Origin of the sequence: Kribbella rubisoli, from assembly GCF_004217145.1 — a bacterium.
In the GTDB taxonomy this organism is placed as follows: domain Bacteria; phylum Actinomycetota; class Actinomycetes; order Propionibacteriales; family Kribbellaceae; genus Kribbella; species Kribbella rubisoli.
In genome coordinates, this window is sequence record NZ_SHKR01000017.1 from 344138 (window position 1) to 367787 (window position 23650).

Annotated in this window: 25 protein-coding genes and 1 pseudogene; 16 read left to right on the top strand and 10 right to left on the bottom strand. The window is 68.0% G+C overall.

The genetic code is table 11. The features are described from left to right. Nucleotides 1–17 precede the first annotated feature (17 nt). Nucleotides 18–1352, top strand: a complete 1335-nt coding sequence (locus tag EV645_RS43485; RefSeq protein WP_130449112.1) for an ice-binding family protein — start codon at nt 18–20, stop codon at nt 1350–1352. Between the two features lie 79 nt (nt 1353–1431). On the opposite strand, the gene EV645_RS43265 is transcribed toward EV645_RS43485, so the two are convergent. Then, entirely contained in the window at nt 1432–1563 is a 132-nt protein-coding gene (locus EV645_RS43265; protein WP_277877149.1) for a hypothetical protein, read from the bottom strand. Between the two features lie 82 nt (nt 1564–1645). On the opposite strand from EV645_RS43265, the gene EV645_RS42470 reads away from it, so the two are divergent. Then, nucleotides 1646–2098, top strand: coding sequence for a class F sortase (locus EV645_RS42470; RefSeq protein ID WP_198682118.1), 453 nt, complete (start codon nt 1646–1648; stop codon nt 2096–2098). 80 nt (nt 2099–2178) lie between these two features. On the opposite strand, the gene EV645_RS37175 is transcribed toward EV645_RS42470, so the two are convergent. The 4 genes from EV645_RS37175 to EV645_RS37190 all read right to left on the bottom strand — a co-directional run bounded on the left by EV645_RS37175 (nt 2179) and on the right by EV645_RS37190 (nt 4658). Beyond that, complete coding sequence (locus EV645_RS37175; RefSeq protein ID WP_130449117.1) at nt 2179–3390, bottom strand: RNA polymerase sigma factor; 1212 nt, start codon at nt 3388–3390, stop codon at nt 2179–2181. Between the two features lie 5 nt (nt 3391–3395). Continuing rightward, on the bottom strand, nt 3396–3803 hold the full coding sequence (locus EV645_RS37180; protein WP_198682132.1) for a YciI family protein: 408 nt from the start codon (nt 3801–3803) through the stop codon (nt 3396–3398). 130 nt (nt 3804–3933) lie between these two features. Further along, the gene (locus tag EV645_RS37185) at nt 3934–4389 is read right to left on the bottom strand and encodes a DUF3515 domain-containing protein (protein WP_130449121.1); all 456 of its coding nucleotides are present in this window, start codon (nt 4387–4389) and stop codon (nt 3934–3936) included. A gap of 32 nt (nt 4390–4421) precedes the next feature. Then, the gene (locus EV645_RS37190) at nt 4422–4658 is read right to left on the bottom strand and encodes an Lrp/AsnC family transcriptional regulator (RefSeq protein ID WP_170990044.1); all 237 of its coding nucleotides are present in this window, start codon (nt 4656–4658) and stop codon (nt 4422–4424) included. A 158-nt stretch (nt 4659–4816) separates the two neighbouring features. Here EV645_RS37190 and EV645_RS37195 point away from each other — a divergent pair, with 158 nt between their 5' ends. From EV645_RS37195 to EV645_RS37205, 3 genes are read left to right on the top strand one after another with little or no spacing between them, the layout of a single operon-like run. After that, entirely contained in the window at nt 4817–5779 is a 963-nt protein-coding gene (locus EV645_RS37195) for a thiamine-phosphate kinase (RefSeq protein ID WP_130449123.1), read from the top strand. A gap of 1 nt (nt 5780) precedes the next feature. Further along, nucleotides 5781–6599 (top strand): bifunctional hydroxymethylpyrimidine kinase/phosphomethylpyrimidine kinase, encoded by an 819-nt coding sequence (gene thiD / locus EV645_RS37200; protein WP_130449125.1) that lies wholly within the window; start codon nt 5781–5783, stop codon nt 6597–6599. Then, nucleotides 6596–7258, top strand: a complete 663-nt coding sequence (locus tag EV645_RS37205; RefSeq protein ID WP_130449127.1) for a DinB family protein — start codon at nt 6596–6598, stop codon at nt 7256–7258. The genes thiD and EV645_RS37205 overlap by 4 nt, the downstream gene beginning before the upstream one ends. Here the strand turns inward: EV645_RS37205 and EV645_RS37210 are convergent. After that, a complete protein-coding gene (locus EV645_RS37210; RefSeq protein ID WP_242000897.1) occupies nt 7255–8379 on the bottom strand; it encodes an ROK family transcriptional regulator in 1125 nt (374 codons plus the stop codon). The genes EV645_RS37205 and EV645_RS37210 overlap by 4 nt on opposite strands. Before the next feature lie 98 nt (nt 8380–8477). On the opposite strand from EV645_RS37210, the gene EV645_RS37215 reads away from it, so the two are divergent. The 7 genes from EV645_RS37215 (at nt 8478) to EV645_RS43005 (ending at nt 14492) form a co-directional block, all read left to right on the top strand. Then, nucleotides 8478–9098 carry an HAD-IA family hydrolase gene (locus tag EV645_RS37215; protein WP_130449131.1) on the top strand — a complete coding sequence of 207 codons (621 nt, stop codon included), beginning with the start codon at nt 8478–8480 and terminating at the stop codon, nt 9096–9098. Further along, the gene (locus EV645_RS37220; RefSeq protein WP_130449133.1) at nt 9095–10339 is read left to right on the top strand and encodes an MFS transporter; all 1245 of its coding nucleotides are present in this window, start codon (nt 9095–9097) and stop codon (nt 10337–10339) included. Before EV645_RS37215 ends, EV645_RS37220 begins: the two co-directional genes overlap by 4 nt. A gap of 37 nt (nt 10340–10376) precedes the next feature. Continuing rightward, complete coding sequence (locus EV645_RS37225) at nt 10377–11210, top strand: SMP-30/gluconolactonase/LRE family protein (RefSeq protein WP_130449135.1); 834 nt, start codon at nt 10377–10379, stop codon at nt 11208–11210. A 126-nt stretch (nt 11211–11336) separates the two neighbouring features. Further along, on the top strand, nt 11337–11819 hold the full coding sequence (locus EV645_RS37230) for a GNAT family N-acetyltransferase (protein WP_130449137.1): 483 nt from the start codon (nt 11337–11339) through the stop codon (nt 11817–11819). Nucleotides 11820–11952: 133 nt separating this feature from the next. Then, nucleotides 11953–12165: a hypothetical protein gene (locus tag EV645_RS42475; protein ID WP_198682119.1), complete on the top strand. Its 213-nt coding sequence runs from the start codon at nt 11953–11955 to the stop codon at nt 12163–12165. Beyond that, nucleotides 12162–12905 (top strand): peptidoglycan-binding protein, encoded by a 744-nt coding sequence (locus tag EV645_RS37235; protein ID WP_198682120.1) that lies wholly within the window; start codon nt 12162–12164, stop codon nt 12903–12905. Before EV645_RS42475 ends, EV645_RS37235 begins: the two co-directional genes overlap by 4 nt. A 1422-nt stretch (nt 12906–14327) precedes the next feature. Beyond that, entirely contained in the window at nt 14328–14492 is a 165-nt protein-coding gene (locus EV645_RS43005) for a hypothetical protein (protein WP_242000919.1), read from the top strand. A gap of 62 nt (nt 14493–14554) precedes the next feature. On the opposite strand, the pseudogene EV645_RS43010 reads toward EV645_RS43005, so the two are convergent. From EV645_RS43010 to EV645_RS37255, 4 genes and pseudogenes are all read right to left on the bottom strand, one after another. Further along, a pseudogene (locus tag EV645_RS43010) lies at nt 14555–14806 on the bottom strand (DUF222 domain-containing protein); the annotation flags it as partial. Then, nucleotides 14691–15842: a DUF222 domain-containing protein gene (locus tag EV645_RS43015; protein WP_130449141.1), complete on the bottom strand. Its 1152-nt coding sequence runs from the start codon at nt 15840–15842 to the stop codon at nt 14691–14693. The pseudogene EV645_RS43010 and the gene EV645_RS43015, both read right to left, overlap by 116 nt. Before the next feature lie 126 nt (nt 15843–15968). Continuing rightward, nucleotides 15969–17621: a GxGYxYP domain-containing protein gene (locus EV645_RS37250; RefSeq protein ID WP_130449143.1), complete on the bottom strand. Its 1653-nt coding sequence runs from the start codon at nt 17619–17621 to the stop codon at nt 15969–15971. A gap of 87 nt (nt 17622–17708) precedes the next feature. Beyond that, nucleotides 17709–18329, bottom strand: coding sequence for an HAD family hydrolase (locus EV645_RS37255; RefSeq protein ID WP_130449145.1), 621 nt, complete (start codon nt 18327–18329; stop codon nt 17709–17711). A gap of 119 nt (nt 18330–18448) precedes the next feature. Here EV645_RS37255 and EV645_RS37260 point away from each other — a divergent pair, with 119 nt between their 5' ends. The 4 genes from EV645_RS37260 to EV645_RS37275 are packed head-to-tail and all read left to right on the top strand — an operon-like array spanning nt 18449 to nt 23597. Beyond that, nucleotides 18449–19729 carry an ABC transporter substrate-binding protein gene (locus tag EV645_RS37260; RefSeq protein WP_130449147.1) on the top strand — a complete coding sequence of 427 codons (1281 nt, stop codon included), beginning with the start codon at nt 18449–18451 and terminating at the stop codon, nt 19727–19729. A gap of 1 nt (nt 19730) precedes the next feature. After that, nucleotides 19731–20759, top strand: a complete 1029-nt coding sequence (locus EV645_RS37265; RefSeq protein ID WP_130449149.1) for a carbohydrate ABC transporter permease — start codon at nt 19731–19733, stop codon at nt 20757–20759. Then, nucleotides 20749–21576 carry a carbohydrate ABC transporter permease gene (locus EV645_RS37270; RefSeq protein ID WP_130449151.1) on the top strand — a complete coding sequence of 276 codons (828 nt, stop codon included), beginning with the start codon at nt 20749–20751 and terminating at the stop codon, nt 21574–21576. The genes EV645_RS37265 and EV645_RS37270 overlap by 11 nt, the downstream gene beginning before the upstream one ends. Nucleotides 21577–21608: 32 nt before the next feature. Further along, nucleotides 21609–23597 carry an aldo/keto reductase gene (locus EV645_RS37275; RefSeq protein ID WP_130449153.1) on the top strand — a complete coding sequence of 663 codons (1989 nt, stop codon included), beginning with the start codon at nt 21609–21611 and terminating at the stop codon, nt 23595–23597. The last annotated feature ends 53 nt before the right edge of the window (nt 23598–23650 follow it).

The following is a 23650-nucleotide window of genomic DNA, read 5'->3' on the forward strand; positions in this document are numbered from 1 at the left end:
GAGGGTGAAACCGAATCATGAAGTTTTCCACCTATGCGATATCTGGCAGCCGATTGCGGCTGAGCGCACTCGCCGTAGCAGCCGCGCTCGTCGTGTCCGCCGGCGGTCTGCTGGCCACCGGAGGCAATGCTCAGGCGGCGGCCGTGGCGGTGCCCCTCGGTACCGCCAAGAGTTTCGTGATCCTCGCCGGTGCCGGGATCACCAACACCGGACCGACCGTACTGACCGGGGACATCGGCAGCTTCCCGAACCCGGCGATCACCGGCACCGGAACGATGACGATCACCGGCACCAACCACGCCGGCGACGACGTGACCCAGCAGGCGAAGAAGGACCTGGTCACGGCCTACAACGTCGCCGCCGGGGAGTCGCCGCGGACGCCGATCACCGACGACCTGGGCGGAAAGACCCTGACCCAGGGTGTGTACAACTCGGCCTCCTCTATCGGACTGACCGGTGCACTGACCTTGGACGCGGAGGGCGACGCGGGGGCGGTCTTCGTGTTCCAGGCGGGCTCGACCCTCACCACCGCGAGCAGCAGCAGTGTGGTGCTGACGAACGGGGCTCAGGCGTGCCACGTGTTCTGGCAGGTGGGCAGTTCGGCGACCATCGGCACCGCGGCCCAGTTCCGCGGAACCGTCCTGGCGCTGACGTCGATCACCATGAACACCGGCGCCACGGCCGTCGGCCGAATGCTGGCTCGCAACGGCTCGGTGACGCTAGACACCAACACCCTCACCAAACCGTCCTGCGACACAACCCCGCCGACCACGCCACCCACGACGCCTCCCACCACGCCTCCCACGACGCCTCCCACGACGCCTCCCACGACGCCTCCGACGACGCCTCCGACGACGCCTCCGACGACGCCGCCGACGACGCCGCCGACGACGCCGCCCACGACGCCGCCCACGACGCCGCCCACGACGCCGCCCACGACGCCTCCCACGACACCTCCGACCACACCTCCCACGACACCTCCGACCACACCTCCCACGACGCCGCCGACCACACCTCCCACGACGCCGCCGACGACACCGCCGACCACGCCGCCGACGACACCGCCGACCACGCCGCCGACCACGCCGCCGACCACGCCGCCGACCACGCCGCCGACGACGCCGCCGACGACGCCGCCCACGACGCCGCCGACGACACCTCCGACGACACCTCCGACGACACCTCCGACCACACCTCCGACCACGCCGCCGACCACGCCTCGGCCGCCGCAGGTCACCAGGACCCCGCAAGGGTCGGTCGGAACAGGTGATGCATCCGGCCTCTTGAGCGTCCTCGTCAGGCCGCCGGTCGTCCCCGGACTGAGCTGGTTCGGCTGGGCCGGCACCTCATGAGGACCGGCGCGGCGGCTCTGCTCCTCGCGGCAGTCTTGACGGCGGCCGGGTGCACCGCTGAGTCAGGCACGGGGCCGACTCAGCCTGGTGCGATGCCCGCCGAGGTCGCACCGAGCGGCGCCGCCGCGCCAACCACCACTGTCGTCACGCCTACGCCGAGCGCACCGGCCAGGGCCACGCCGCAACGCACCGCACCAGCAGGCACCAACACCCCATCGCTCCGCTCAGAGCCATCGACTGCACCGTCCCGACGGTCCTCACCTCCCGATCCGGGACGCCGGCAGCCGGCTCCGATGCGGAAGTCCACCCCGATCCGGGTCAAGATCCCCGCGATCGGGGTGGATTCAGGCCTGATCCGTCTCGGCCTCAAACGCAACGACACACTGCAGGTCCCGCCGAACGGATTCCCGGCCGGCTGGTTCACGGGCGCCCCGACACCAGGCGAGCGCGGCCCGGCCGTCATCGCCGGTCACGTCCACTGGTCCGGCCGGGCAGGCGTGTTCGCCCGACTGGCACAGCTGAAGTCCGGAGACACGGTCGTCGTCAGCCGGCAGGACCGCTCGAGCGCGGTGTTCCGGGTGAATCGGGTCCAGCAGTATCCCAAGACCAGCTTCCCGAGCGCCGCGGTCTACGGCGACATCGACCACGCCGGGTTGCGACTGATCACCTGCGGCGGCCTCGACTACGAGTCGGCGAAGTACGAGGCCAATATCGTGGTGTTCGCCGACCTGATCACGCCGACCTGATCACCAAGCCTGCTTGGCTCGTGCTGCGACGATGTCCAGCTTCTCGCCGGCGTTCCGTGGTCAACTGCCCCTTCCCGCGGTCAAAGGCGGCTCGCCCGGGCATGGAGATAACGCTGCTGGGGGAGGCTCGTCGTCCTGCTCGCGGCCTCCTCGTACGCGGCGCGGGCTCCCGCCGCGTCGCCGGCCATCTCCAGCAGATGCGCCCGGACGGCGGACAATCTGTGATCATCGGCGATCCGCTCGTCGGTCTCGATCGAAGCGAGGAGCTCGAGTCCCTCGGTCGCCCCACGCGCCATCGCAACCGCCACCACGTGATTGAGCGCGACCATCGGATTGCCGGTCAGCTGGAGCAGCACCTCGTACAGCGCGACGATCTGCGGCCAGTCTGTGTCCTCGGCAGTCGGTGATTCGTCGTGAACCGCAGCGATCGCGGCCTGCAGTTGGTACGGCCCGACCGGCCCGCGTGGCAGCGTCGCAGTGATCAGCTCGACGCCCTCCTGGATCAGCTCCGGGATCCACAGCGTCCGGTCCTGCTCCGCCATCGGCACAAGCTCGCCGAGCGGCCCGGTCCGCGCCGGCCGCCGGGCGTCGGTCAGCAGCAGCAACGCCAACAGCCCCGCCACCTCGGCATCGTCGGGAAGCAGCCGATGCAGCATCCGCGCCAATCGGATCCCCTCGGCCGCCAGCTCACCACGCTGCAGGCTGGCACCCGTCGTACTGGCGTATCCCTCGTTGAAGATGAGGTAAACGGCCTTGAGCACCGCGCCCAGCCGCTCCTCGCGATCGACCGGCATCGTGAACCGCGCCCCGCTGTCCTTCACGCTCGCCTTCGCCCGGGTGATCCGCCGCGTCATGGTTGCCTCCGGCACCAGGAACGCGCGGGCGATCTCCGTCGTCGTCAGACCGCCGACCGCCCGCAGCGTCAACGCGATCTGCGACGCCGGCGACAACGACGGATGACAACAAAGGAACAGCAGCACCAGCGTGTCGTCCGCACCTCCGACCAGCTCACCGACCGGCTCACCTTGCGGTGCCCACTGCGCCACCCGGTCCTCCCGCCGCTGACGAGCCTGCTCCCGCCTGAGCAGGTCCGTCAGCCGACGAGAAGCCACCGTGATCAACCACCCGCGAGGACTGTCCGGCACGCCCTCCACCGGCCACTGCTCCGCCGCGGCAAGCAGCGCCTCCTGCACTGCGTCCTCGGCCGTGTCGAAGTGCCCATACCGCCGCATCAACGCCCCCAACACCTGCGGCGCCAACTCCCGCAGCAACTCCCCAAGCGCGACGGTCATCCCGATCACTCCACCAGTTCGTCCTGGCCTTCGACGATCGGCCGGATGTCGGCGTACGCCGTGGCACGGAGGAACTCAGGCGCCGGCGTATCGGCGAGCCGCGACGCGATCTCCGTCGCCCGATCGAACGACTCGCACTCCACGATCCAGTACCCGGCGAGCACCTCCTGGGTCTCCGCATACGGACCGTCCGTCACCACCGACTGCCCGTCCTTCGACCCGAGCCGCCGCGTCAGCACCGGCGCCGCCAGCGCCCGCGTCTCGACCAGCTCGCCCGATTCGACCAACTCGCTGTTGAACTTCTCCATGAACGCCCCCATGGCCGCAAAGTCCTCCGGCGTCCACGCGGGCTTGTCGGTGTCCTTCCCGGCCATCCCGTCATAGTCCTGCTGCGACGCATACGTCAGGATCATGTACTTCACCGCTGTCTCCCATCGTCCGGACGCCCACCGCAGGCGCCTCCACCCGAGACGTCGCCCCCGCGGCACCCAACCGGACACCACCAGCAGACGATTTTCGATCTCGCCAGGGAGTATGCACTCGTCAGGTACAGGGCGTGACGAGTTTGTCGTGGTTGTGGATAGCGTCGGAGACGTCGGTGAGGGCGTTGGCTTCGGGGGAGTACTTCGACGGGACGGCCATCTCGAGGTAGAGCTCGCGGCCGATGGTGGTGAAGATGTAGCCGTTCTGGACCTGCTTGGCGAACCAGCCGACGCCGTTCACCTGGAAGCACTGTGACTGGGCCTCGGCCATGCCGGCGGGTGGCGCGACGCCGCACGTCACCTCGATGGGCGGGTCGCCGTACGCCGTGGTCAGCGGGCTCTCGGGCGAGGTCTTCCGCTTCTTCTGATCGAGAACCTTTGCCGGCATCGCCTGGATGAGCTGCGTGCAGGCGGCGGCGACCTGGGGCGCGGGGGAGGGGACCGGGACGGGCGTGGGACCCGGGCTGCACCCGGCGAGCACGATCACGCCGAGTGCGGCCAGAAGGATTTTGGGCATACCGAAAACAGGCGGGTCTCCGTGTGGACGGCTCAGATGTGGACGACGGGACAGGTCAGCGTACGCGTGATGCCGGGAACGTTCTGGACCCGGGCAACCACCAGCTTGCCCAGTTCGTCGACGTTGCGGGCTTCCGCGCGGACGATCACGTCGTACGGACCGGTGACGTCCTCGGCCAGGGTGACGCCCTGGACCTCGGCGATCTGCGCGGCGACGTCGGCCGCGCGGCCGACCTCGGTCTGGATCAGGATGTAGGCCTGGACCACCACGTCGTTCTCCACTCAGTCGTCCTCAGCTGGCTCCGGGCCGTCCGCGAGCACTGCTGCGACGGTGATGCAGCGGTACTGCGAGACTGCCGGGCGTACTCATAGTTGCCCGGTCACGGTACCGCCTAGACTCCGGTCAGCGATATGGGAGGTCTGCTGACGTGACAGAGACGTTGGGGAGCACGGGTGAGTTCGGCCTGATCGCGGCCGTCACCAAAGGGCTGTCCACAGGTGAGGACGTCCTGGTCGGTCCAGGTGACGACGCGGCCGTGATGGCCGTGCCGGACGGTCGCATGGTGATCACGACCGACCTGCTGGTGGAGGGACGGCACTTCCGTCAGGACTGGTCGTCCGCGTACGACGTGGGCCGCAAGGCTGCCGCACAGAACCTGGCCGACGTGGTGGCCATGGGAGCGCGACCGACTGCGCTCGTGGTCGGCTTCGGCGGTCCGCCCGACCTGCCGACCGCCTGGGCGCTGGAGCTCAACCAGGGCCTTGTCGACGAGTGCGAGCTGGTCGAGGCGAGCATCGTCGGCGGTGACACTGTCCAGTCGGACAAGATCATCGTGTCGGTCACCGCGTTCGGCTCGCTCGACGGTCGTCCACCAGTACTGCGGTCAGGCGCCCGGCCTGGCGACGAGGTCGCGTACGTCGGCCGGCTGGGCTGGGCCGAGGCGGGCTGGGCCGTTCTCGCCCGCGGCTTCCGCTCACCCCGGGCTGTCGTCGAAGCGCATCGCCGCCCGCAACCGCCGTACGCCGAAGGCCCTCGCGCCGCACTCGCCGGTGCGTCCTCGCTGTGTGACGTGAGCGACGGACTGCTGTCCGACCTCGGCCACATCGCCGCTGCGAGCCAGGTGATCATCGACGTGCACACGAAGGCGCTCACCGTGCCGGAGCCGCTGCAGGCCGTCGCTGCCGCGACCGGTGTGGACGCGCTGAAGTTCGTGCTGACCGGCGGTGAGGACCACGCCCTGGTCGGCACGTTCGAGCCGGCCGACGTGCCAGAGGGCTGGACGGTCATCGGGTCGGTTGCTGAGGGCAACGAGGAACGCCCGGCCGGGACCGTGACGGTGGACGGCTCGCCGTATGCTGACGAGACAGGCCACGCCCACTTCAGGAGTTGAGATGCCGGTCGGGATCGCACCGCCCAGAGTGCTGACGATCGCCGGGTCCGACTCCGGCGGCGGGGCCGGGATCCAGGCGGACCTCAAGGCGATGCTCGCGAACGGCGTGCACGGCATGAGCGTGCTGACCGCGATCACCGCGCAGAACAGCCTCGGCGTCCAGGGCGCCTGGGAGCTGTCTGAGGAGCAGGTGCGCGCCCAGTTCCACAGCGTCGTCGACGACATCGGCGTGGATGCGGTGAAGACCGGCATGCTCGCCTCCGAATCGATGGTGCGGGTCGTCGCCTCGCTGCTGCGCACGCTGCCGGACGGGGTGCCGATCGTGGTCGACCCGGTGTCGGTGTCGAAGCATGGCGACGCACTACTAGCCGCTGACGCGATGGACGCCGTACGCTCCGAGATCGTCCCGCTGGCCACCGTCCTCACTCCGAACCTCACCGAGCTCGGACCGGTCGCCGGGATCGAGCTGGAGACCATCGAGGACCGGGAGCTCGCGGCAAAGCTGCTGCTGGACGCAGGTGCCCGCTGGGTGCTCGTGAAGGGCGGCCACGACGTCGGTACGGCGGCGGTGGACGTGCTGCACGGTCCAGGGGTACGGCGTTCGTACAGCGCGGTCCGGGCTGACAACAGGCACACGCACGGCACCGGATGCACACTGGCGAGCACCATCGCGTCGTACCTGGCCCGTGGGTACGACGTACCGAGCGCGGTCGGTGCTGCGAAGGAGTACGTGACCGGAGCGATCGTGGCCGGGTTCGCGCTCGGCGGTGGGATCGGTCCGGTCGATCATGCGTGGAGATTTCGAGGGAGAAGCAGTTGACCAAGCAGCAGCCCCCGGTTGACGGGTACTGCGAGCAGTGCGGCTTCAACTACGACACCGGTGACCTGCAGGGCACTGTGACCCTGCTGATCCGGCAGTCGGCGGACTGCAGCATGGCGCTGACGAAAGCCGCGGCTGGTCCGGACGCGAGTGTTGTGCGCCTGCGGCCGGAGCCGGAGGTGTGGTCGGCGATCGAGTACGCGTGCCACGTGCGCGACGTACTCGAGGTGCAGCGGCTGCGGATCGCGCAGTGCCTGGCGGAGGACCGGCCGGTCTACGCGCCGATGGACCGGACCGGTCGGGTGAAGCAGGAGAAGTACGAGAACCAGGACCCGATGGAGGTGGCGGCCGCGCTGGTCCGGAACGCCAAGGACTTCGGTGCGGCTGCGCGAGTACTGCGGCCGCAGGAGCTCGGGAAGCTGGGGCTGTACAACTACCCGGTGCGGGCGCCGCGCACGCTGGGCTGGATCATCCGGCACACCGCGCACGAGATCCAGCACCACCGGCACGACATCGTCGAGATCCTGGCGAAGGTGGAGCCGCCGATCGTCCCCAAGCCGAAGGTCGATGAGGTCGATGAGGTCGCAGCGGTCGACGCAGCGGCCATCGAAGAAGGGGCCGTCGAAGAAGGGGCCGTCGTCGAAGAGGCAGTGGACTAGCGCTGCGCCACCCACGCGGCGATCGCGGGCTCGGTGGTGAGCTGGTCGAGCGCCAGCGCGGCCGCGCCACGCAGCGGACCGTCGGGCAGCGTCGCAGGCAGCACGGGCGGGGGAGACCCGCGGTGGAACGTCATCAGCCCACCCTCGTAGGCCTCCTTGAACGTGCGCTCAGCAGCCGCCCGCAGGGGGATGGCCAGCCCTCCGATGGTGATCACATCCGGGTCGTGGGCGTTGACCAGACCCGCGATGCCGCTGCCCAGCGCTGACACCACTTTGGTGACTGCAGCGCGCGCACTCCGGTCCGTACGCCGCAGTACTTCCTCGGTGTAGGCATAGGGGTCGTCCGGCCGCCCCTGCTTCAGGTGCCGCGCCAGCGCTCGACCGTCGATCTCCAGGTCCCAGCACCCGCGAGCACCGCACGGACACGCCCGGGATCGGTCCCCGAACGGCACGTGCCCGTACTCACCGCCAGCACCAGACGCGCCCTGCGCCGGCACGCCGTCGATCAGCAGCGTCCCACCGATGCCCACCTCGATGATCAGATGCAGCGCCGTACCAGCTCCCGCTGCAGCGCCCGTACGTGCCTCGGCCACCCCACTCAGAGTCGCGTCGTTGCCGGCCAGCAGGGGCAGCCCGGTGCCCTCGGTGATCGTCTCCAGATCCAGCTCGGCCCACTCGAGCGTCGGCGCCTGCATCAGGTGGTTGTCGCGGATGGTTCCTGGTACGGCGAGGCTCACCATCCGCAGCCGGTCGCCGTACTGCTGCCGCGCCTGCTCCACCTGGCGCCGCAGGTTGTTCAGCACGACCTGCGGACGCCTACTGCGGTGACGCCGGTACTCCGGATCCTGCAGCGACCCGTCGAGCGTCACGATCGCACTCCGCCAATTGCTCTGCCGCAGGTCGAGCGCCAGCACCACAGGTCCTTCTGGATGCGCCCGCAGCAGCGTTGTCGGCCGACCGCGCCCCTGACTAGGCGCCGGTACTTCGGTCACCAGGTGCACGTCGCGTAGCCGAGCCGTCACCTCTGTCGCCGAACCCGTGCTCAATCGCAGCGTCCGCGCGACCGCGGCCCGGGTGATCCCGGGCTGACGGGTGAGTTGGGTCAGGACGTCCGAAGCCATCTGCCACTGTCCCCGGCGCACAGGATTCATAGCTGCCTTTCGTTCTGTCCCCGGATCAGTTTATGCTCGTGGGACGAGTTTAATGGGGAGGAAAGGTCATGGAGATCCGGGACATTCGCGCCGTCCTGTTCGACATGGACGGCACCTTGGTCGATTCCGATGCGGTCGTCGACCGGAGCTGGAGCCAATGGGCGACGGAGTACGGCGTATCGGTCGCCGATGTGCTCGCGATCGCGCACGGCAGCCCCGCCGAGGCGACCATCTCACGCATGCGGCCTGATCTCTCGCCAGCTGAGCGTGCGACCGCGGTCGCGCGGGTGCTGGATATCGAGTGCGACGACGTGTCCGATGTCGTGGCCACGCCGGGCGCGCTCGAGCTGACTGCCCTACTGGGTCAGATGGGTCTGCCGTGGGCGGTCTACACCAGTGCGTCGACCCGGCTGGCGAAGGTCCGGCTGGGCGCGGTCGGGATCTCGCCGTCGATCCTCGTGACGCTCGACGACGTCAAGCGTGGCAAGCCGGATCCCGAGGGATATCTGCGGGCTGCAGAGCTACTCGGCGTGCCGGCTGTGCAGTGCTTGGTCGTCGAGGACACCGTGGTCGGCCTGACGGCGGGGCGGGCTTCTGGCGCGCTGACCGCTGGGCTGAAGGGCATTGCCGCTGACATCGAGCTGGCGGACCTGCACCAGCTCAGCAGGCTGTTCAAAGGCTCGGAATGACTGCGGGCACGGAGGCGCGTGCGGAATCCGGGACTCGCGGCGAAGAGGTCCGGATCGGCATCGCGCTGTCCGCGATGGGATTCGTACTGGCCGGTCTCGGCGCGTGCGTCGCCATCCTTGCCCGCGACCTCGACGAGCCGCCGGCCCGGCTGGCGCTGTTGTCGTCGGGTTTCGCGGTCGGGCTGGTGGTTGTCGCGCTGATCGGACCGCGGTTGCTGCGGTCGTGGTCGATCCCGACGGCCATGGCGTTCGGCTCAGTTGTCTGCGCGTTCGGTGCGGTGCTGATCGCCGTCGCCCCGGCGTACGCCGTCGTCATCGCAGGCACGCTGTGCGTCGGACTGGGCGGGGCGATGCTCACACTGGTCGCACCGCTCATGCTCAACGGACCAACAGCCGCAGTCCGACTCAGCCGCGTCAACGCGGTCGCCAGCGGGACAGGCATCCTCGCACCACTCGCCATCGGCGCCATCGACGGCCTCGGTCCCAGCGGCCGCCTAGCCATGCTCGCCGCGGCGCCGCCCCTACTCCTCCTCGCCTTTCTCACCCGCCGCTCGAACCCGGTTGGGCCCGCCGTCGGCCGACACGCGGACCGGCCGTTTCGACAGGTCGATGGGCGCGTGGAGCAGCCGGTGGCGGTGTTGATTGATTCTGCGCCGGCGGTGGGGCTGGGGCGGAAGTGGCGGGGGCGCGTGGGGCGGCAGGTTGTCATGGATGTGGGGATCGGGTGGCTGCGGGTCGTGCTGTCGGTCTCGGTCGAGTTCTGTTTCGTGGTGTGGGCGGTGGCGCGGCTGGTGGCCACCGGGTTGCCAACGGCAACTGCTGCCTTGCTCGGGAGTGCATTCCCGATCGGGATGGCGGCAGGGCGAGCGATCGGCCCGATCCGCTGGCGTGGTTGGTCACCCGTGCTCCCCTCCGGCGCATTCGCCGCCTGCGGCACCTTGATGGTGAGCCTGTTCGACAGCCCGGCGATCGTCGCACTCGGTCTGGTCGTGGCCGGTCTCGGCGTCGCCCCGCTCTATCCGGTCACCCTCGCCGCCCTGGTCGCGACGCCCGGCCTCAGCTCGGCCCGCCTGTCCGCCGTGGGCGCGCTAGCCTCCGGTACGGCGATCCTGCTCGCGCCGGCGATCCTCGCCGTACTGGCGCGAGTCGTCGATCTGCGTACGGCGTACCTGGTGACGCTTCCGCTGATCGCCATGCTTTTTCTGCTCAGCCGTCGATCCGGCCGGACCTCGTTCGTGTAGGGGGTGAAACGACCCGATCGACGAATGAGGTGACGTGATGTCCGAACCGAAGATTCTGCTGGACGGCCTCGGGATGCCCGAGTCGGCCCGGTGGCACGAGGGGCGGCTGTGGTTCTGCAACTGGATCGAGCAACAGGTGGCCGCGGTCGACGCCGACGGCAAGACGGAGTACTTCCCGGTGCCGGTAGAACAGCTCATGGGCTGGTCGATCGACTGGCTGGCCGACGGCCGGATGCTGACCACCGGCGAGAAGCTTCGGCGATACGAGCCCGACGGATCGATCACCGTTCTGGCCGAGCAGAAGGCCAACGAGCTCGTGCTGGATGCGCACGACAACATCTATCTCAATGGCGCGGACTTCAACTTCGCCGGCGGCGAGGCGCCGAAACCCGGCTACATCAAGCTGGTGACGCCTGACGGTCAGGTCCGCCAGGTCGCGGACGAGATCCAGTTCCCGAACGGGATGGTGCTCACGCCCGACGGCCGGACCCTGGTGATCTCGGAGTCGTTCGCCGGCCGCCTGACCGCGTTCGACGTCGAGCCCGACGGCGGGCTGTCGAACCGCCGCGTGTTCGCCGACAACCTCGGCCCGGACGGCATCTGCCTCGACGCCGAGGGCGCGATCTGGGTACAGACCGGCGGCAACGCGGTCGTCCGTGTCCTCGATGGCGGCGAGATTCTGCAGCACATCGACCTCCCGGAGTACCGCGCGCCGTTCGCGCTGACCCTGGCCGACTTCAACGGTCCGACCCTCTGCATCCTTACCTCGGAGTGGCGGGCGGACGACAGCATCACCGACAACCTCGACCGGCTCAAGAACGGACCTCGGACAGGTCAGATCTTCACGGTCCCCGTCAGCGTCGGCCGGTAAGATCCCCTGCATGGAGTGCTTCGCCGCCGGGCGTATTCGGCGCTGACACCGGCCCGCCGCTGCCGCACGCGTGGCGCGCCGGTGACGCCTGCCCGGATTTCACCTTCGTTGTGAGAGGCACACTCCATGCAGATTCGTTCGTACGTCGACGCTGACCTGGCCCGGCTCATCGACCTGACCATCGACACCTTCGGGCCGTTCTTCGAAGATTCGTTCCGGCCACTGGTCGGCGAGACCATCTTCACGCGCCAGCACGGTGACTGGCGGGGCGACTACCACCAGGAGGTCGCTGGGTTGCACGACCCGGCGCAGCACAAGTACGTCGCGATCGCCGAAGAGAACGGCGTACTCCTCGGGTACGTCGCCTGGAACGTCGAACCGGCTCGCTCGAAAGGTACGGTCGCGCTGCTGGCGGTCTCAGCGGCGTACCGGCGGTCGAATGCCGGGACCGCGTTGTGCGAGCACGCTTTCGAGGCGATGCGCGCCGCGCACGCGGAGTACGTCGAGATCGGCACCGGCGGCGACGACTTCCACGCGCCCGCCCGTGCGTTCTACGAGAGCCTCGGCTGCGTGAAACTCCCGCTCGCGGTGTACTTCCGCGAGCTCTAGACCCGCCTGTCGATGAAGCGCTTGAGCTAGCGCTGCCGATCATGCTCCGGCCCGTGGACGAACATCCTGGGCCGGAGCATGATGAACAGATCAAGGCTGGGGGCTTCGAACGTCTTGAGGGGGAGCTGTGACGATGGACGACGCGCGGTCCAACGGAGGACCATATCCGGACGACCCGGACGAGATGTCTCAAGAAGAGCAGGCCCGATTGCTCACCGAGCCGAGTTTCGATCACCGGCTCGACGACGAAACCGAACTGCTGGAAGAGGAGTTCGGCCCACCCGAGCGCGGCGGGTTCGGCCGCCCGCCGGCCACTCCGGAGTACAGCGGGAGCACGGGCTCATGAGCGGCGTCGAGGACATGGTCCATCAGGCCGAACTCGACCTCGGCCTCGGCGAGCCGAACAAGATCCAGAAGTGGTACCGCGATCAGAACGGCTCCGCCTTCAGCGGCAACTTCCCGTGGTGCGATGCCTCGATCAGCTACTGGGCATGGCATTCCGGCAACCAGAACGCGGTGACGTACGGCGGGTACTTCGCCCTGACCACGGCCCACGCCCACGCGTTCAAGAACCACAGCCAATGGCACAAGGACGTCGCCGGCATCCAGCGCGGCGACATCGTGTTCTTCGACTGGGGCGGCACCGACGTCAAGTCGAAGATCGACCACGTCGGCCTCGTCACGGGTGTCAGCGGCTCGAACATCTACACCATCGAAGGCAACTTCGACGACAAGTGTGACCGCCACACCCGCCGGTCGGACGTGATCGCCGGGTACGGGCGCCCGTCGTACGTCCACTCGACCGAACCACGCACCGGCTTCGTCACGTTCCCGGGCAATTCCTTCTTCGTGATGGGCCGCAAGAGCCCGATCATCGCGGCAATGCACGCGCGACTGATCGCGGTCGGCTGCAACAAGTACGAAACCCAAACGAACAAGGACACCTGGGGCACCGGCGACCTCAAGTCCTACTCGGCCTGGCAACAAAAACTAGGCTTCCACGGCTCAGTCTCCCAACCCGGCAGCGACGCCGACGGAATCCCCGGCCAACAAACCTGGGACAAACTGAAGGTCCCGCGCACCTGACCACGCGTGGCAGGCATGCTTCCCGATCACCCGGGCCGAGGCGCGTCGGGCGGAGAAGCTCGCCGTGCTGGGTGAGTCGTCGACACATCACGTCTGTCGACGGCTCGCCCCGCACGGTCGTACCGCAACGCTCGGCTCGCACTGGTGTCCCGCAACGGTCGTCCCGCACGGTCGTCCCGCACGGTCGTCCGCAAGGGTCGTCCTGCAACGGTCGGCTCGCACTGGTGTCCCGCACGGTCGTCCGGAAGGGTCGGCTCGCGCGGTCGGCTGCGAGCGTCGTCCCGCACGTCGGCCGCAAGGGTCGTCCCGCACTGGTGTCCTGCACGGTCGTCCGCAAGGGTCGTCTTGCGCGGTCGGCGCAGGCAGGGCGCATGTCGCCTGCATATCGCCCGCCGCGCCAGCGGCTGGGTCCGTATGCAGGACTGGCAGGGTGTGCACTGATGGCACCGCCGAAGGAATCGTGCTGCGATGACATCGAGGCGACGGCACCGGCCGGGGTTGGCATGAGCAACAGTTGGCCGCCCGGCCGGGGTTGGCATGAGCAACACTTGGCCGCCCGCCCAATCGACGACCTGACCGCGGCGCGATGGTCCTCTCCAGGTTGTCGACGACGGCCGGCGCTCACGGTCGGCGGGCACCGGTCCCCAGTACGTCGAACTCGGGGTACCTGTGCCTGGGCACCCGCATTTGCAGAGCGCGTCGATGTGCTCGCCGGCGGGTAGTTTGCGTGGTCGCCATGCCGCCGGGTCGGTGTCAGGAACTCCGTGGAGATTGTCCCGTCGACTGATACCGGCCGGTTGGCGCCTGCACCACTAGTCGGTCCGGCGGTTGTGTGCACCCGGCCGGAGCGTCGCAGGCGAGTTGCTGCAGGCAACTAGCTACGACGCGCGGTGCGTGCCGACCGGAAGAGGATCGGCCGGCTGCCCAGGCGGCGGATCAGCGTGCCGAACAGCGCTCGAGATCTGCTCCGGGTCAGCCCGATGATCGGGTGGCGGCGTTGTGGGTTCACCCCAGATCGCCTGGTACGCAGCCTCTCGGAGCGAGGTGGCTGTCGGATCCTCGACATCCCCGTCGACCGAACGCACCCGGCGAAGCAGCTCACGTCCGAACGCAGACCGTCGAACCGCCGACGCCACCGCTGCTCTCGCCGCGGATCGGTCGACTGGCGCCTCCTCCATCAGCCCGCAGTCGCGTGATGCGTGCTCGGTCGGCCCGGTCCGGGCAGGTGCCGGCCGGGCAGGCGAGGGCAGCACAGGTGTGGGCGGGACGGACGAGAGAGAGGCGGGTGTGGGCCGGGCGTGTGTGGGCGGGACAGGTGCCAGCTGTGGAGGCGAGGGCTGCACAGGTGGAGGCGGGACAGGTGTGGGCGGGGGTGGGGCGGGTTCGGTTCGTGTGGTGGGGGTTGGGTTGTGATCGGGCGGCTTGCTGACGGGATGGCCGGCGTACGGCGTCGACGCACTGGACGCAGCACGGGGCGGCGTCGTGGCGGCTGAGCTATTCGGTCTTGCCGGTTGGTGGGCTGGTGGGTCGGCCCAGACCGGGCGGGCCACGTGGACCACCCCGTGGGTGATGGTGATGGTCCAGTAGCCGTTGTGCAGGTCGGTGTGGTGGCGGCGGCACAGGAGCACGAGGTTCGTGATCTTCGTTTCGCCGCCGGCGATCCAGGAGAGCAGATGGTGTGCGTCACACATGATCGGAGGTGCTCCGCAGACGACGCAGCCGCGGTCGCGGGTGTTCAGGGCGCGGCGCATGGCGCGGGTGACAAGCCGCTCGCTGCGGCCGACGTCAAGGGGCTCGGAGTTCGAGCCGAGCACGATCGGGATGACTCTGGCGTCGCATGCCAGGCGGCGGATGGTGGCGGCGGAGAGTCCGTCGCCGTAGATGGTCTGGCCGATCGCGTCGGCGGTTGCGGCTTTGAGGTCTTGCAGGTCGATGGTCACGGTGATGTTCGCCTTCGCCCCGAACCCAGGCACCATCACCAACTGAATCACGCACCGCGCCACTATCGGCGCCACTATCGGCGCCGCTATCTGGGTCGCCGTTCGCGGCGGGCGCTGTGCCGCCGTTGGTGCCGGTTGCTGTGTCGCGCGTTGTGGCGGGTGCAGTCGCGCTGTCGGCGCTCGGCGAGGTCTTGGATGATGCTGCGGGGCGGGGGATGGTGGGGGTCGGGGCGCCGGCGTCGAGGGCGGTGGCGGCGAGGGTCAGGGTGGTGGTGAGCGCGTCAGCCTGGCGCTTCTCGCGGGAGCGGGGGTCGGGTTGGCCGTCGACGGTTTTGTGGGGGCGGGCGCCTGCGAAGATCATCGAGCGCAGGAGCTCGGCGTTCTCGTTGGCGAGGTAGCCCTTGAACTTGACGCCGCGGTCAGCCGTCATCAGGGTGAGGGTCTCGCGGGCGTACGCCTTGTTTTCTTCGGTTTCGGGCCCGTCGGTGTCGAGGATGTCGCGGGCATGTTCGGCGGCTTTGCGGAGCTCGGCAGGTGGCAGGTTGCGGGCCAGGCCAACCAGTTCGCGTTCGGCGACGTCGATATCGGCGGTCGGTACGGTGTCCGGAACCTTCTCCAGCGCGAACACGATCGCCTCGGCCTGCGCGGGCCGCATCCGCACCTCAGCCACACCCAGATCACCGGCCGGATCGTCAGCCGGGTCGGGGGCGGGCTCGAGGGCGGGCAGGGCGGCAGCCACGGCCGGATACTTGGGTAGGGCACGGGCCAGGCGTACGTCGCGCAGGGCGCGGTAGCGGTCGAGGCGGTAGCGGAACTCCAGCAGTTGCGCAGTATCGCGGGCGCCGAGTTGTTCGGCGTGACCGACACCGTCGAGGGCCGCGATCAACTGCAGCCGGTAAGTCTCGCGTTGAGCGATCTCGGCCTCGACCTGGTCGAGAGCGTGCAGCATCTCGCCGCCACTCATCGACCACACCGGCCGGTCGCCCAATCGCTCCATACCCAAGAGCCTAGACACCGCCACCGACAGTTTTCAAAGCCCAGATCCCTTTATTTCAAGGGATCTGGGTTATCCACAGATTTCAATCTGTGGATAACCTCACTATCGTTGCTATGGGCAAATAGGCTAGGGCTTGGCGTACTTGCCGACCATGCGGACCAGGGTGTCCGGCGGGATGACCTTGACGTGCGGGGCGAGGTTGTTGACGACGGACAGGACGCTGTCGACCGACTTGCTCCAGGCGTGCCAGACGACGATCGAGTAGCCGGCGGTCGAGTGCGGGTTGCGGGCGGCGGCGTTGAGTTCGGCGGTCACGGAGGCCTCGTCGGCGCCGTCGAGGCCGTCCCACAGCATGGCGCGAGCCGAGATGACCGGTTTGCCTTCGGACCAGACGACCTTGCCCTTGAGGCCGTCGTACCGGGAGTACTCGAGGTAGATCAGGCCGTCGATCTCGCGGCGCTTGAGGTACGAGGACCAGAGGCGGGTGTTCTCGAACGCGTCGAAATCGATGATCTGGGCAACCGAGAGGTCAGCTCTGCCCATTGCCTTGGCCAGTGAGGCGGTGTGCTTCTCGAGGGCGGCGGTGGGGTACCGGCTTGGGTACATGTAGCCGGCGCCGGAGGGGCCGACTACCCAGCGGTCCTTCTCGGACTGTTCGTAGAACCAGCGCATCACCGACGGGGCCAGGTCGATCAGCGAGGGGGAGATGCCCCAGCCGAGGTCGACCTCACCGCGGCGAGGGCTGCCGAACCAGCGGGGATCGGTCGGGAAATCGCCGAGCGCCCACTGGATGTTGTCGCCGTCGGTGATCAGGAAGCTCACGTAATGGGCATTGGGGTCCGCGGCTGGTTCGAGGGCCCTCCCCCCACCCCCTCCGCTCTGTGGTCCGTTTGTCGGTTGAGCGGTGGACGTCGCTGGGCGCAGGGCGGGGTCGAACGCGCGGCCTTGCTGCTTCAGGTGGTCCTCTCGGATTCCTGAGAGCACGGACAGGTTGCGTGCGTGGTCGGCGGGCAGGGCTTTTACGCCCGTGCTCGAGTTGACTCCGATGAATGCGTCTTCGCCGTTCGAGGCGTCGCCCCAGCCGATGACTGTGCCGTCGTCGTCCAACGCGTTGACTACCTCGGCGCGGAAGTCCGAGTTGCCGTCGAAGAAGGCGAGCGTCCCCGCCATCGTGACGTAGTCCCGGAGCCGCTCCGGGAAGTCGGCGCGCTGCTCGACCACGACGTCGTGTCGCAGGCGGGGCCAGTACGTCTCGAACACCCAGCGGTCGTCCTTGTCCCGCACGTCCAGGACTTTGTGCAATCCGTGCTGGATTGCGAGTGCCTCCAAGCTTTCTTCGATTGCCACTGCACCCGTCACGCCGGCGAGCGTGGTCGCGACGTTGACCGACGGAGTGCCTGTACGGAAGAGAACATATCCGCGGACGCCGGACCGCCCGACGGTTTTCCACAGGTCTTCGGTCCGGACTCGGACCCCGTACTGCGAGACGAGGCCGTCGAGCCAGTGCTGATAGCCCAAGGTCGGCAGGTTCAGGTACAGGGATTCGCCGCCGCGGCGCGCCATCAGGCCCTGCAGTGTCGTCGCGAGTGTCCGTTCAGCGGACGACAGCGAGTCTTCGGTCAGGACGTTCAGGGCCCGCGGCCGCTGGCCTTTGGGGTACGCCGACGCAACGGAAGAGCCGAAGGCGAGCGACGGCGAAACTGCCGCCCCGACCCCGACCCCGACCCCGGCAGTGAGGCCGAGCAGACGCCGGCGGGAGAGCGTGAAGCGGTCGGACATGGGAGGCCTCCAGGGAGCGGCTGGTGGATGTCCTACGTTGTCAATTGACCGGCGACGATGCCACAGCCGTCACTCCATCACAAGACCTCAGGCCGGAACCGGCAGGTCATAACGGCGAAGCAGTGAAGCCAGCGCCGGTACGCCGGCCGACAAGTCGTACAGCTCCGCCTGGAGCCCGACACTCGCCGCAGCGTCTACGTTGGCGACGTTGTCGTCGATGAAGAGCACCGACGACGCCGGTAGGTCCAACGAGCCGAGAATCGCCCGGAAATAAGCCGGATCCGGCTTGGCCAGCCCGAGATCGCACGAGTAGAACGTCCGGTCGAACCAGGCGCCGTACCCGCGTTCGTCCTGCATGATCGTCCGCCGGTACGACTGCTGGTTGGTCGCGAGATGGCACCCGACCCCGGCCGACCGCAGCGACCCGATCAAGGACACCACCTCAGGCTCCGCGGCGAACCAGCTCCACGGCTCCAGCGCCTCGTCCACGGATGCCGGCGAGTGCCAGCGCCGCAGTACGTCGGCCAGCGCGTCCCGGAAGTCGACCTTGCCGACCAGGCACGGCTTCTCGGCGGCCATCAGATCCGCGACGAAGGCGTCCCCGTCCGCGGGGACGAGCGACGACAACGACGACCACCAGTCGGAGGTCGGACGCTGGACGACGCCGTCCGCATCGAAGAGGACGGCGGTCACGGCACGCATCATCATGAGGCCAATCTTGTCACCGGCACCTTGACCGGTTCAGTCGGTATGCGCTTACCTAATGGCTACGTAAACATATCTGGACACCTTCCGGCGAAAACCAACAGAAAGCGCCAGGTGAGGCTATGACCTTGAGCAGAAGGCACTTCCTCGCGGCCGGCGGCTCCGCAGCCGCAGCCGCCGCGGGACTCACCGGCTGCGGTTCCCGCAGCTCACTGGGCGGATCGAACGAGCTCAGCATGTGGACCTGGGTCGGGTCTGTCAACGACGGTCTGATCGGTCAGGCGGAGAAGGCGGTCCCGGGGTACGACGGCATGAAGCTGGCGATGACCCGGATCGGGTCCAACTACAAGACCAAGGTGCTGACCGCCCTGGCCGGGAAGTCACTCGTCCCGGACATCGTCGCGATCAACGACGACGTCGCGACGTACTTCCCCAACGCCGACCAGTTCCACGACCTCAACGACCTCGGCGCCAAGGATCTCGAGAAGGACTTCCTGCCCTGGAAGTGGAAGCTGGGCATCACCCAGACGGGCAAGATGATGGCCTACCCGATGGACACCGGCCCGACCGCGCTGTTCTACCGGACCGACATCCTCCAGAAGGCCGGGATCGACATCGATCCCGCCGCGGTCGCCGAGCTGGCGCCCGACTGGGACACCTACATCGCGCTCGGCAAGAAGCTCAAGCAGGCCGTGCCCGGATCCGCGATCACCGACAACATCACCGGGATCTACGGCTACCGGATGGCGCAGCAATCGAAGCGCTACATGACCGCCGACGGGCAGTACATCGGCGACCAGGACCACGTCCGGCAGGCGTTCGACCTCGCCGTCCGAGTGGTGAAGGAAGGACTGTCGGCCAACGCTCAGAACTCGACCGACAAGAACGCCGTCGTCACCAACGGCAAGCTCGTCGCGTACAACGCGGCCGTCTGGTGGGCGCAGCTCGGGCCGAAGAACGCGGCACCGAAAACCAAGGGACTCTGGCGGGTGACGGCGGCTCCTGGTGGCGCCGGCAACAAGGGCGGGTCCTTCCTGGCGATCACGAAGTACTGCAAGAACCCCAAGGCCGCGTTCGCGTTCATCAGCTGGCTGGAGTCGGCCAAGAACCAGGCCCAGGCGTTCCTCGACCCGGTGCTGTTCCCGTCCACGCCCGCGACGTACACGGACAAGACGCTGACAGCGCCCGACCCGTTCTTCGGCGGTCAGCAGATCGTCGACGTGTTCGCGGAGTCAGCGAAGAAGTACCCCGGCGCCTTCTTCTCGCCGTACGACTCGATCATCGACACGCCGATCAGCTCTGAGCTCGTGAACGTCGAGGCGGCCGGCAAGGACCCGGACCAGGCCTGGGCGGACGCCCAGCGCCAGGTGCAGCGCGAACTCACCCGAGCGGGGGCGATCTGACATGGCTGTCACCACCAAGGCCGTCACGGCGGTCACACCGGCCACCGACACGAGCGAGAAGCCGCCGAACAAGTACAAGCTGGCACTGCCGCAGTACGCCGCAGTCTCGCCGTTCTTCATCTTGTTCGCGATCTTCGGCGCGTTCCCCGTGCTGTTCTCGATCTGGATCTCGTTCCACTCCTGGGACGGCATCGGACAGATGAAATGGGTCGGGCTGGAGCAGTACCACTACCTGCTCACCGACGCCACGTTCTGGAAGACGATCGGCAACACAGTCATCATCTGGGTGCTGTCCACCGTGCCGATGCTGCTGCTCGCGCTGGTGATCGCCAACGCGCTGCACAACGCCACCCGGCTCCGCACCTTCTACCGGATCGCCTACTTCATCCCCAACGTCACCTCGGTGGTCGCGATCACCCTCGTGTTCGGGTCGATCTTCAGCAACAACTTCGGCCTGCTCAACGCCTTCTTGCAGTCGATCGGCGTCGGACCGGTCGCATGGCTGACCTCGCCGTGGGGCATCAAGATCGCGATCGCCACGATCGTCACCTGGCGCTGGGTCGGCTACAACGCGATCATCTACCTGGCCGGCCTCCAGGCGATCTCGGCCGACGTGTACGAAGCCGCGAAGATGGACGGCGCGAGTCCGCGGCAGACGTTCTGGCGGATCACCGTGCCGATGATGCGACCGGTCATCCTGTTCACCGCGGTCACGTCGACCATCGGCGGACTGCAGATCTTCACCGAGTCCCGCGTGCTGTTCGGAGACACCAGCAGCATCGGCGGCCCCGGCGACGCCGGACTGACGATCGTCTCGTACCTCTACCAGTCGGCGTTCATCAAGAACCAGTTCGGGTACGGCGCCGCGATCGGCTGGGCGCTGTTCATCCTGATCGTGCTGTTCAGCATCATCAACTGGCGTCTCATCGGCGGCAACGACGACGAACGCCTGACCCGACGCGCCGCTCGGCGGGTGGAACGCAAGATCGCAGCCCAGAATGCCAAGAGGGAGGCCGCAGATGTCCGTTGAGCGCCTACGCACCGCCGTCGGCCACGTCGTGCTGATGCTCGGCGTCCTGGTCTCGCTGTTCCCCTTCTACTGGATGGTGGTGATGGCCTCCAACACCACCCCGGACATCTTCACCTATCCGCCGAAGCTCTTCATCGGATCCCACCTGTTCGAGAACATGGGCAAGGTGCTCGACAACATCGACTTCTTCGGCTCGATGCTGCTCACGCTGATCGCGTCGCTCGGTGTGACCGTGCTGGTGCTGTTCTTCGACTCGCTCGCCGCGTTCGCGTTCGCGAAGTACGACTTCCCCGGCCGGAACGTCCTGTTCGCGATCCTGCTCGCGACGTTCATGATCCCGACCCAGCTGTCGCTGGTGCCGCAGTTCGTCACGCTCGCCGAGTTCGGCTGGATCGGCTCGCTCAAGGCCCTCATCATCCCCGGCGCCGCGAACGCGTTCGGGATCTTCTGGATGCGTCAGTACGCCAAGGGCGCGATCCCCGACGAGCTCATCTCCGCCGCCAAGGTCGACGGCGCGGGATTCTTCCGGCAGTACCTCACCGTCGGCCTGCCGGTCCTCCGGCCGGGTCTGGCCTTCCTCGGCATTTTCACGTTCATCAACGTCTGGAACGATTACCTCTGGCCGCTGATCGTGATGACGGATCCGAACCGCCTCACCCTGCAGGTCGCCCTCGACCAACTGAACGGCATCTACGGCACCGACTACTCAATGGTGATGGCCGGAGCCCTGATGAGCGTCATCCCCCTGATCGGCGTCTTCCTGATCGGCGCGCGCTCCTTCATCGCCGATCTCGCGGCAGGCGCCATGAAGTTCTGACCTGAAACCACAAACCAACCACGGGATCTCTTTTGACTGACCAAACGCTCCGCTGGGGCATCATCGGCACCGGCAACATCGCTTCCCGGTTCGCCAGCCAGGTGCCGACGTCGAAGACCAACGAGGTCGTCGCCGTCGGCAGCCGCTCCCTCGACTCGGCCAACGCCTTCGCCGACAAGTGGGACATCGCGCACCGGCACGGTTCGTACGACGACCTGCTCGCCGACGAGACCGTCGACGCGGTCTACATCGCCACCCCGCACCCGATGCACGTCGAGTGGGCGATCAAGACCGCCGAGGCCGGCAAGCACGTGCTGTGCGAGAAGCCGCTCGCGATCAACCGGGCCTGGTCCGAGGCGATGATCGAGGCCGCGGTACGCAACGACGTCTTCCTGATGGAGGCGTTCATGTACCGGTGCCTGCCGCAGACCAAGCTGGTCGCCCAGCTCGTCCGCGACGGCGAGATCGGCACGGTCCACCAGATCCAGGCCACGTTCGCGTTCGCCGCCGGGTTCCGGCCCGAGTCGCGGATCTTCGCCGACGAACTGGCCGGCGGCGGCATCCTCGACGTCGGCGGCTACCCGGTGTCGTACTCGCGGCTCATCGCGGGTGTCGCGGCCGGGCAGCCGTTCGCCGACCCGGCCGCGGTGAGCGCGGTCGGTCATGTCGGCGAGACCGGCGTCGACGAGTGGAGTGTCGCCACGCTGTTCTTCGACGGCGGCGTCACCGCCCAGGTCAGCACCGGCGTACGGCTGGCCGACCAGAACCAGGTCCGGATCTTCGGCAGCGAGGGGTACCTCGTCGTCGAGGACCCGTGGTTCGGCGGCGACGGCAAGCCGAACCACGTCACCCTGCACAAGGTGGGGGAGGAGCCGCGGGACATCTCCGCGGAGCCCGCCCTCATCTACGCGGCCGAGGCCGAGGCCGTGCAGGCGGCGGTCCAGGCCGGGGCGAAGGAGGCCCCGGAGATGAGCTGGGCCGACACGCTCGGCAACCTCACCGTCCAGGACCAGTGGCGGGCGGCGATCGGGCAGCAGTACGCGAGCGAGCGGGACGACGCCATCATCCCGACCGCATCCGGCCGTCCGCTGGCCCGGCGCGACGACGCCCCGATGACCTACGGGAAGGTCTCCGGCCTCGACAAGCAGGTGTCCCGGCTCGTCATGGGCGTCGACAACCAGCAGACGCTGCCGCACGCCGCGGTGATCTTCGACGACTTCGTCGAGCGCGGCGGTACGACGTTCGACACGGCGTACATCTACGGCGGTGGCCGCGGCGAACGGCTGCTCGGGCAGTGGATGAAGTCCCGCGGCAACCGCGACGAGGTCGTTGTCATCGGCAAGGGTGCGCACACGCCGCACTGCAACCCCGAGGCGATCACCCGTCAGCTGCAGGAGAGCCTCGAGCGGCTGCAGACCGACCACGTCGACCTGTACCTGATGCACCGCGACAACGAAGAGATCCCGGTCTCGGAGTTCGTCGACGTCCTCGACGAGCACTTCAAGGCCGGCCGGATCAAGGCGTTCGGCGGCTCCAACTGGTCGCTGGAACGCTTCGACGAGGCCAACGCGTACGCCGAGGCGAACAGCAAGCAGCCGTTCACGCTGCTCAGCAACCACCTCAGCCTCGCCCGCGCGTACGACGTACCGTGGGCCGGCTGCCGGCATGTGTCCGACGAGGAGTCGCAGGCGTGGCTGCGCGAACGGCAGGTCGCGCTGTTCCCGTGGTCGAGCCAGGCCCGCGGGTTCTTCACCGGCCGGGCCAAGCCGGAAGACACCTCCGACGCCGAGCTCGTGCGCTGCTTCTACTCCGACGAGAACTTCCGCCGGCTGGACCGCGCGCGGGAGCTCGCGAAGGCCAAGGGAGTCGAGCCGACCGCCATCGCTTTGGCGTGGCTGCTCCACCAGCCGTATCCTGTATTTCCGCTGATCGGGCCGCGTCACATCAGCGAAACCCGCACCTCGACACCGGGACTTTCGGTGTCGTTGACCGAGGACGAAGTGGCCTACCTCACGTCCTGAAGCCGAATTGGTGGCTCGCTGACACCCATGTAACATGGTCTGTCGGTGTCACG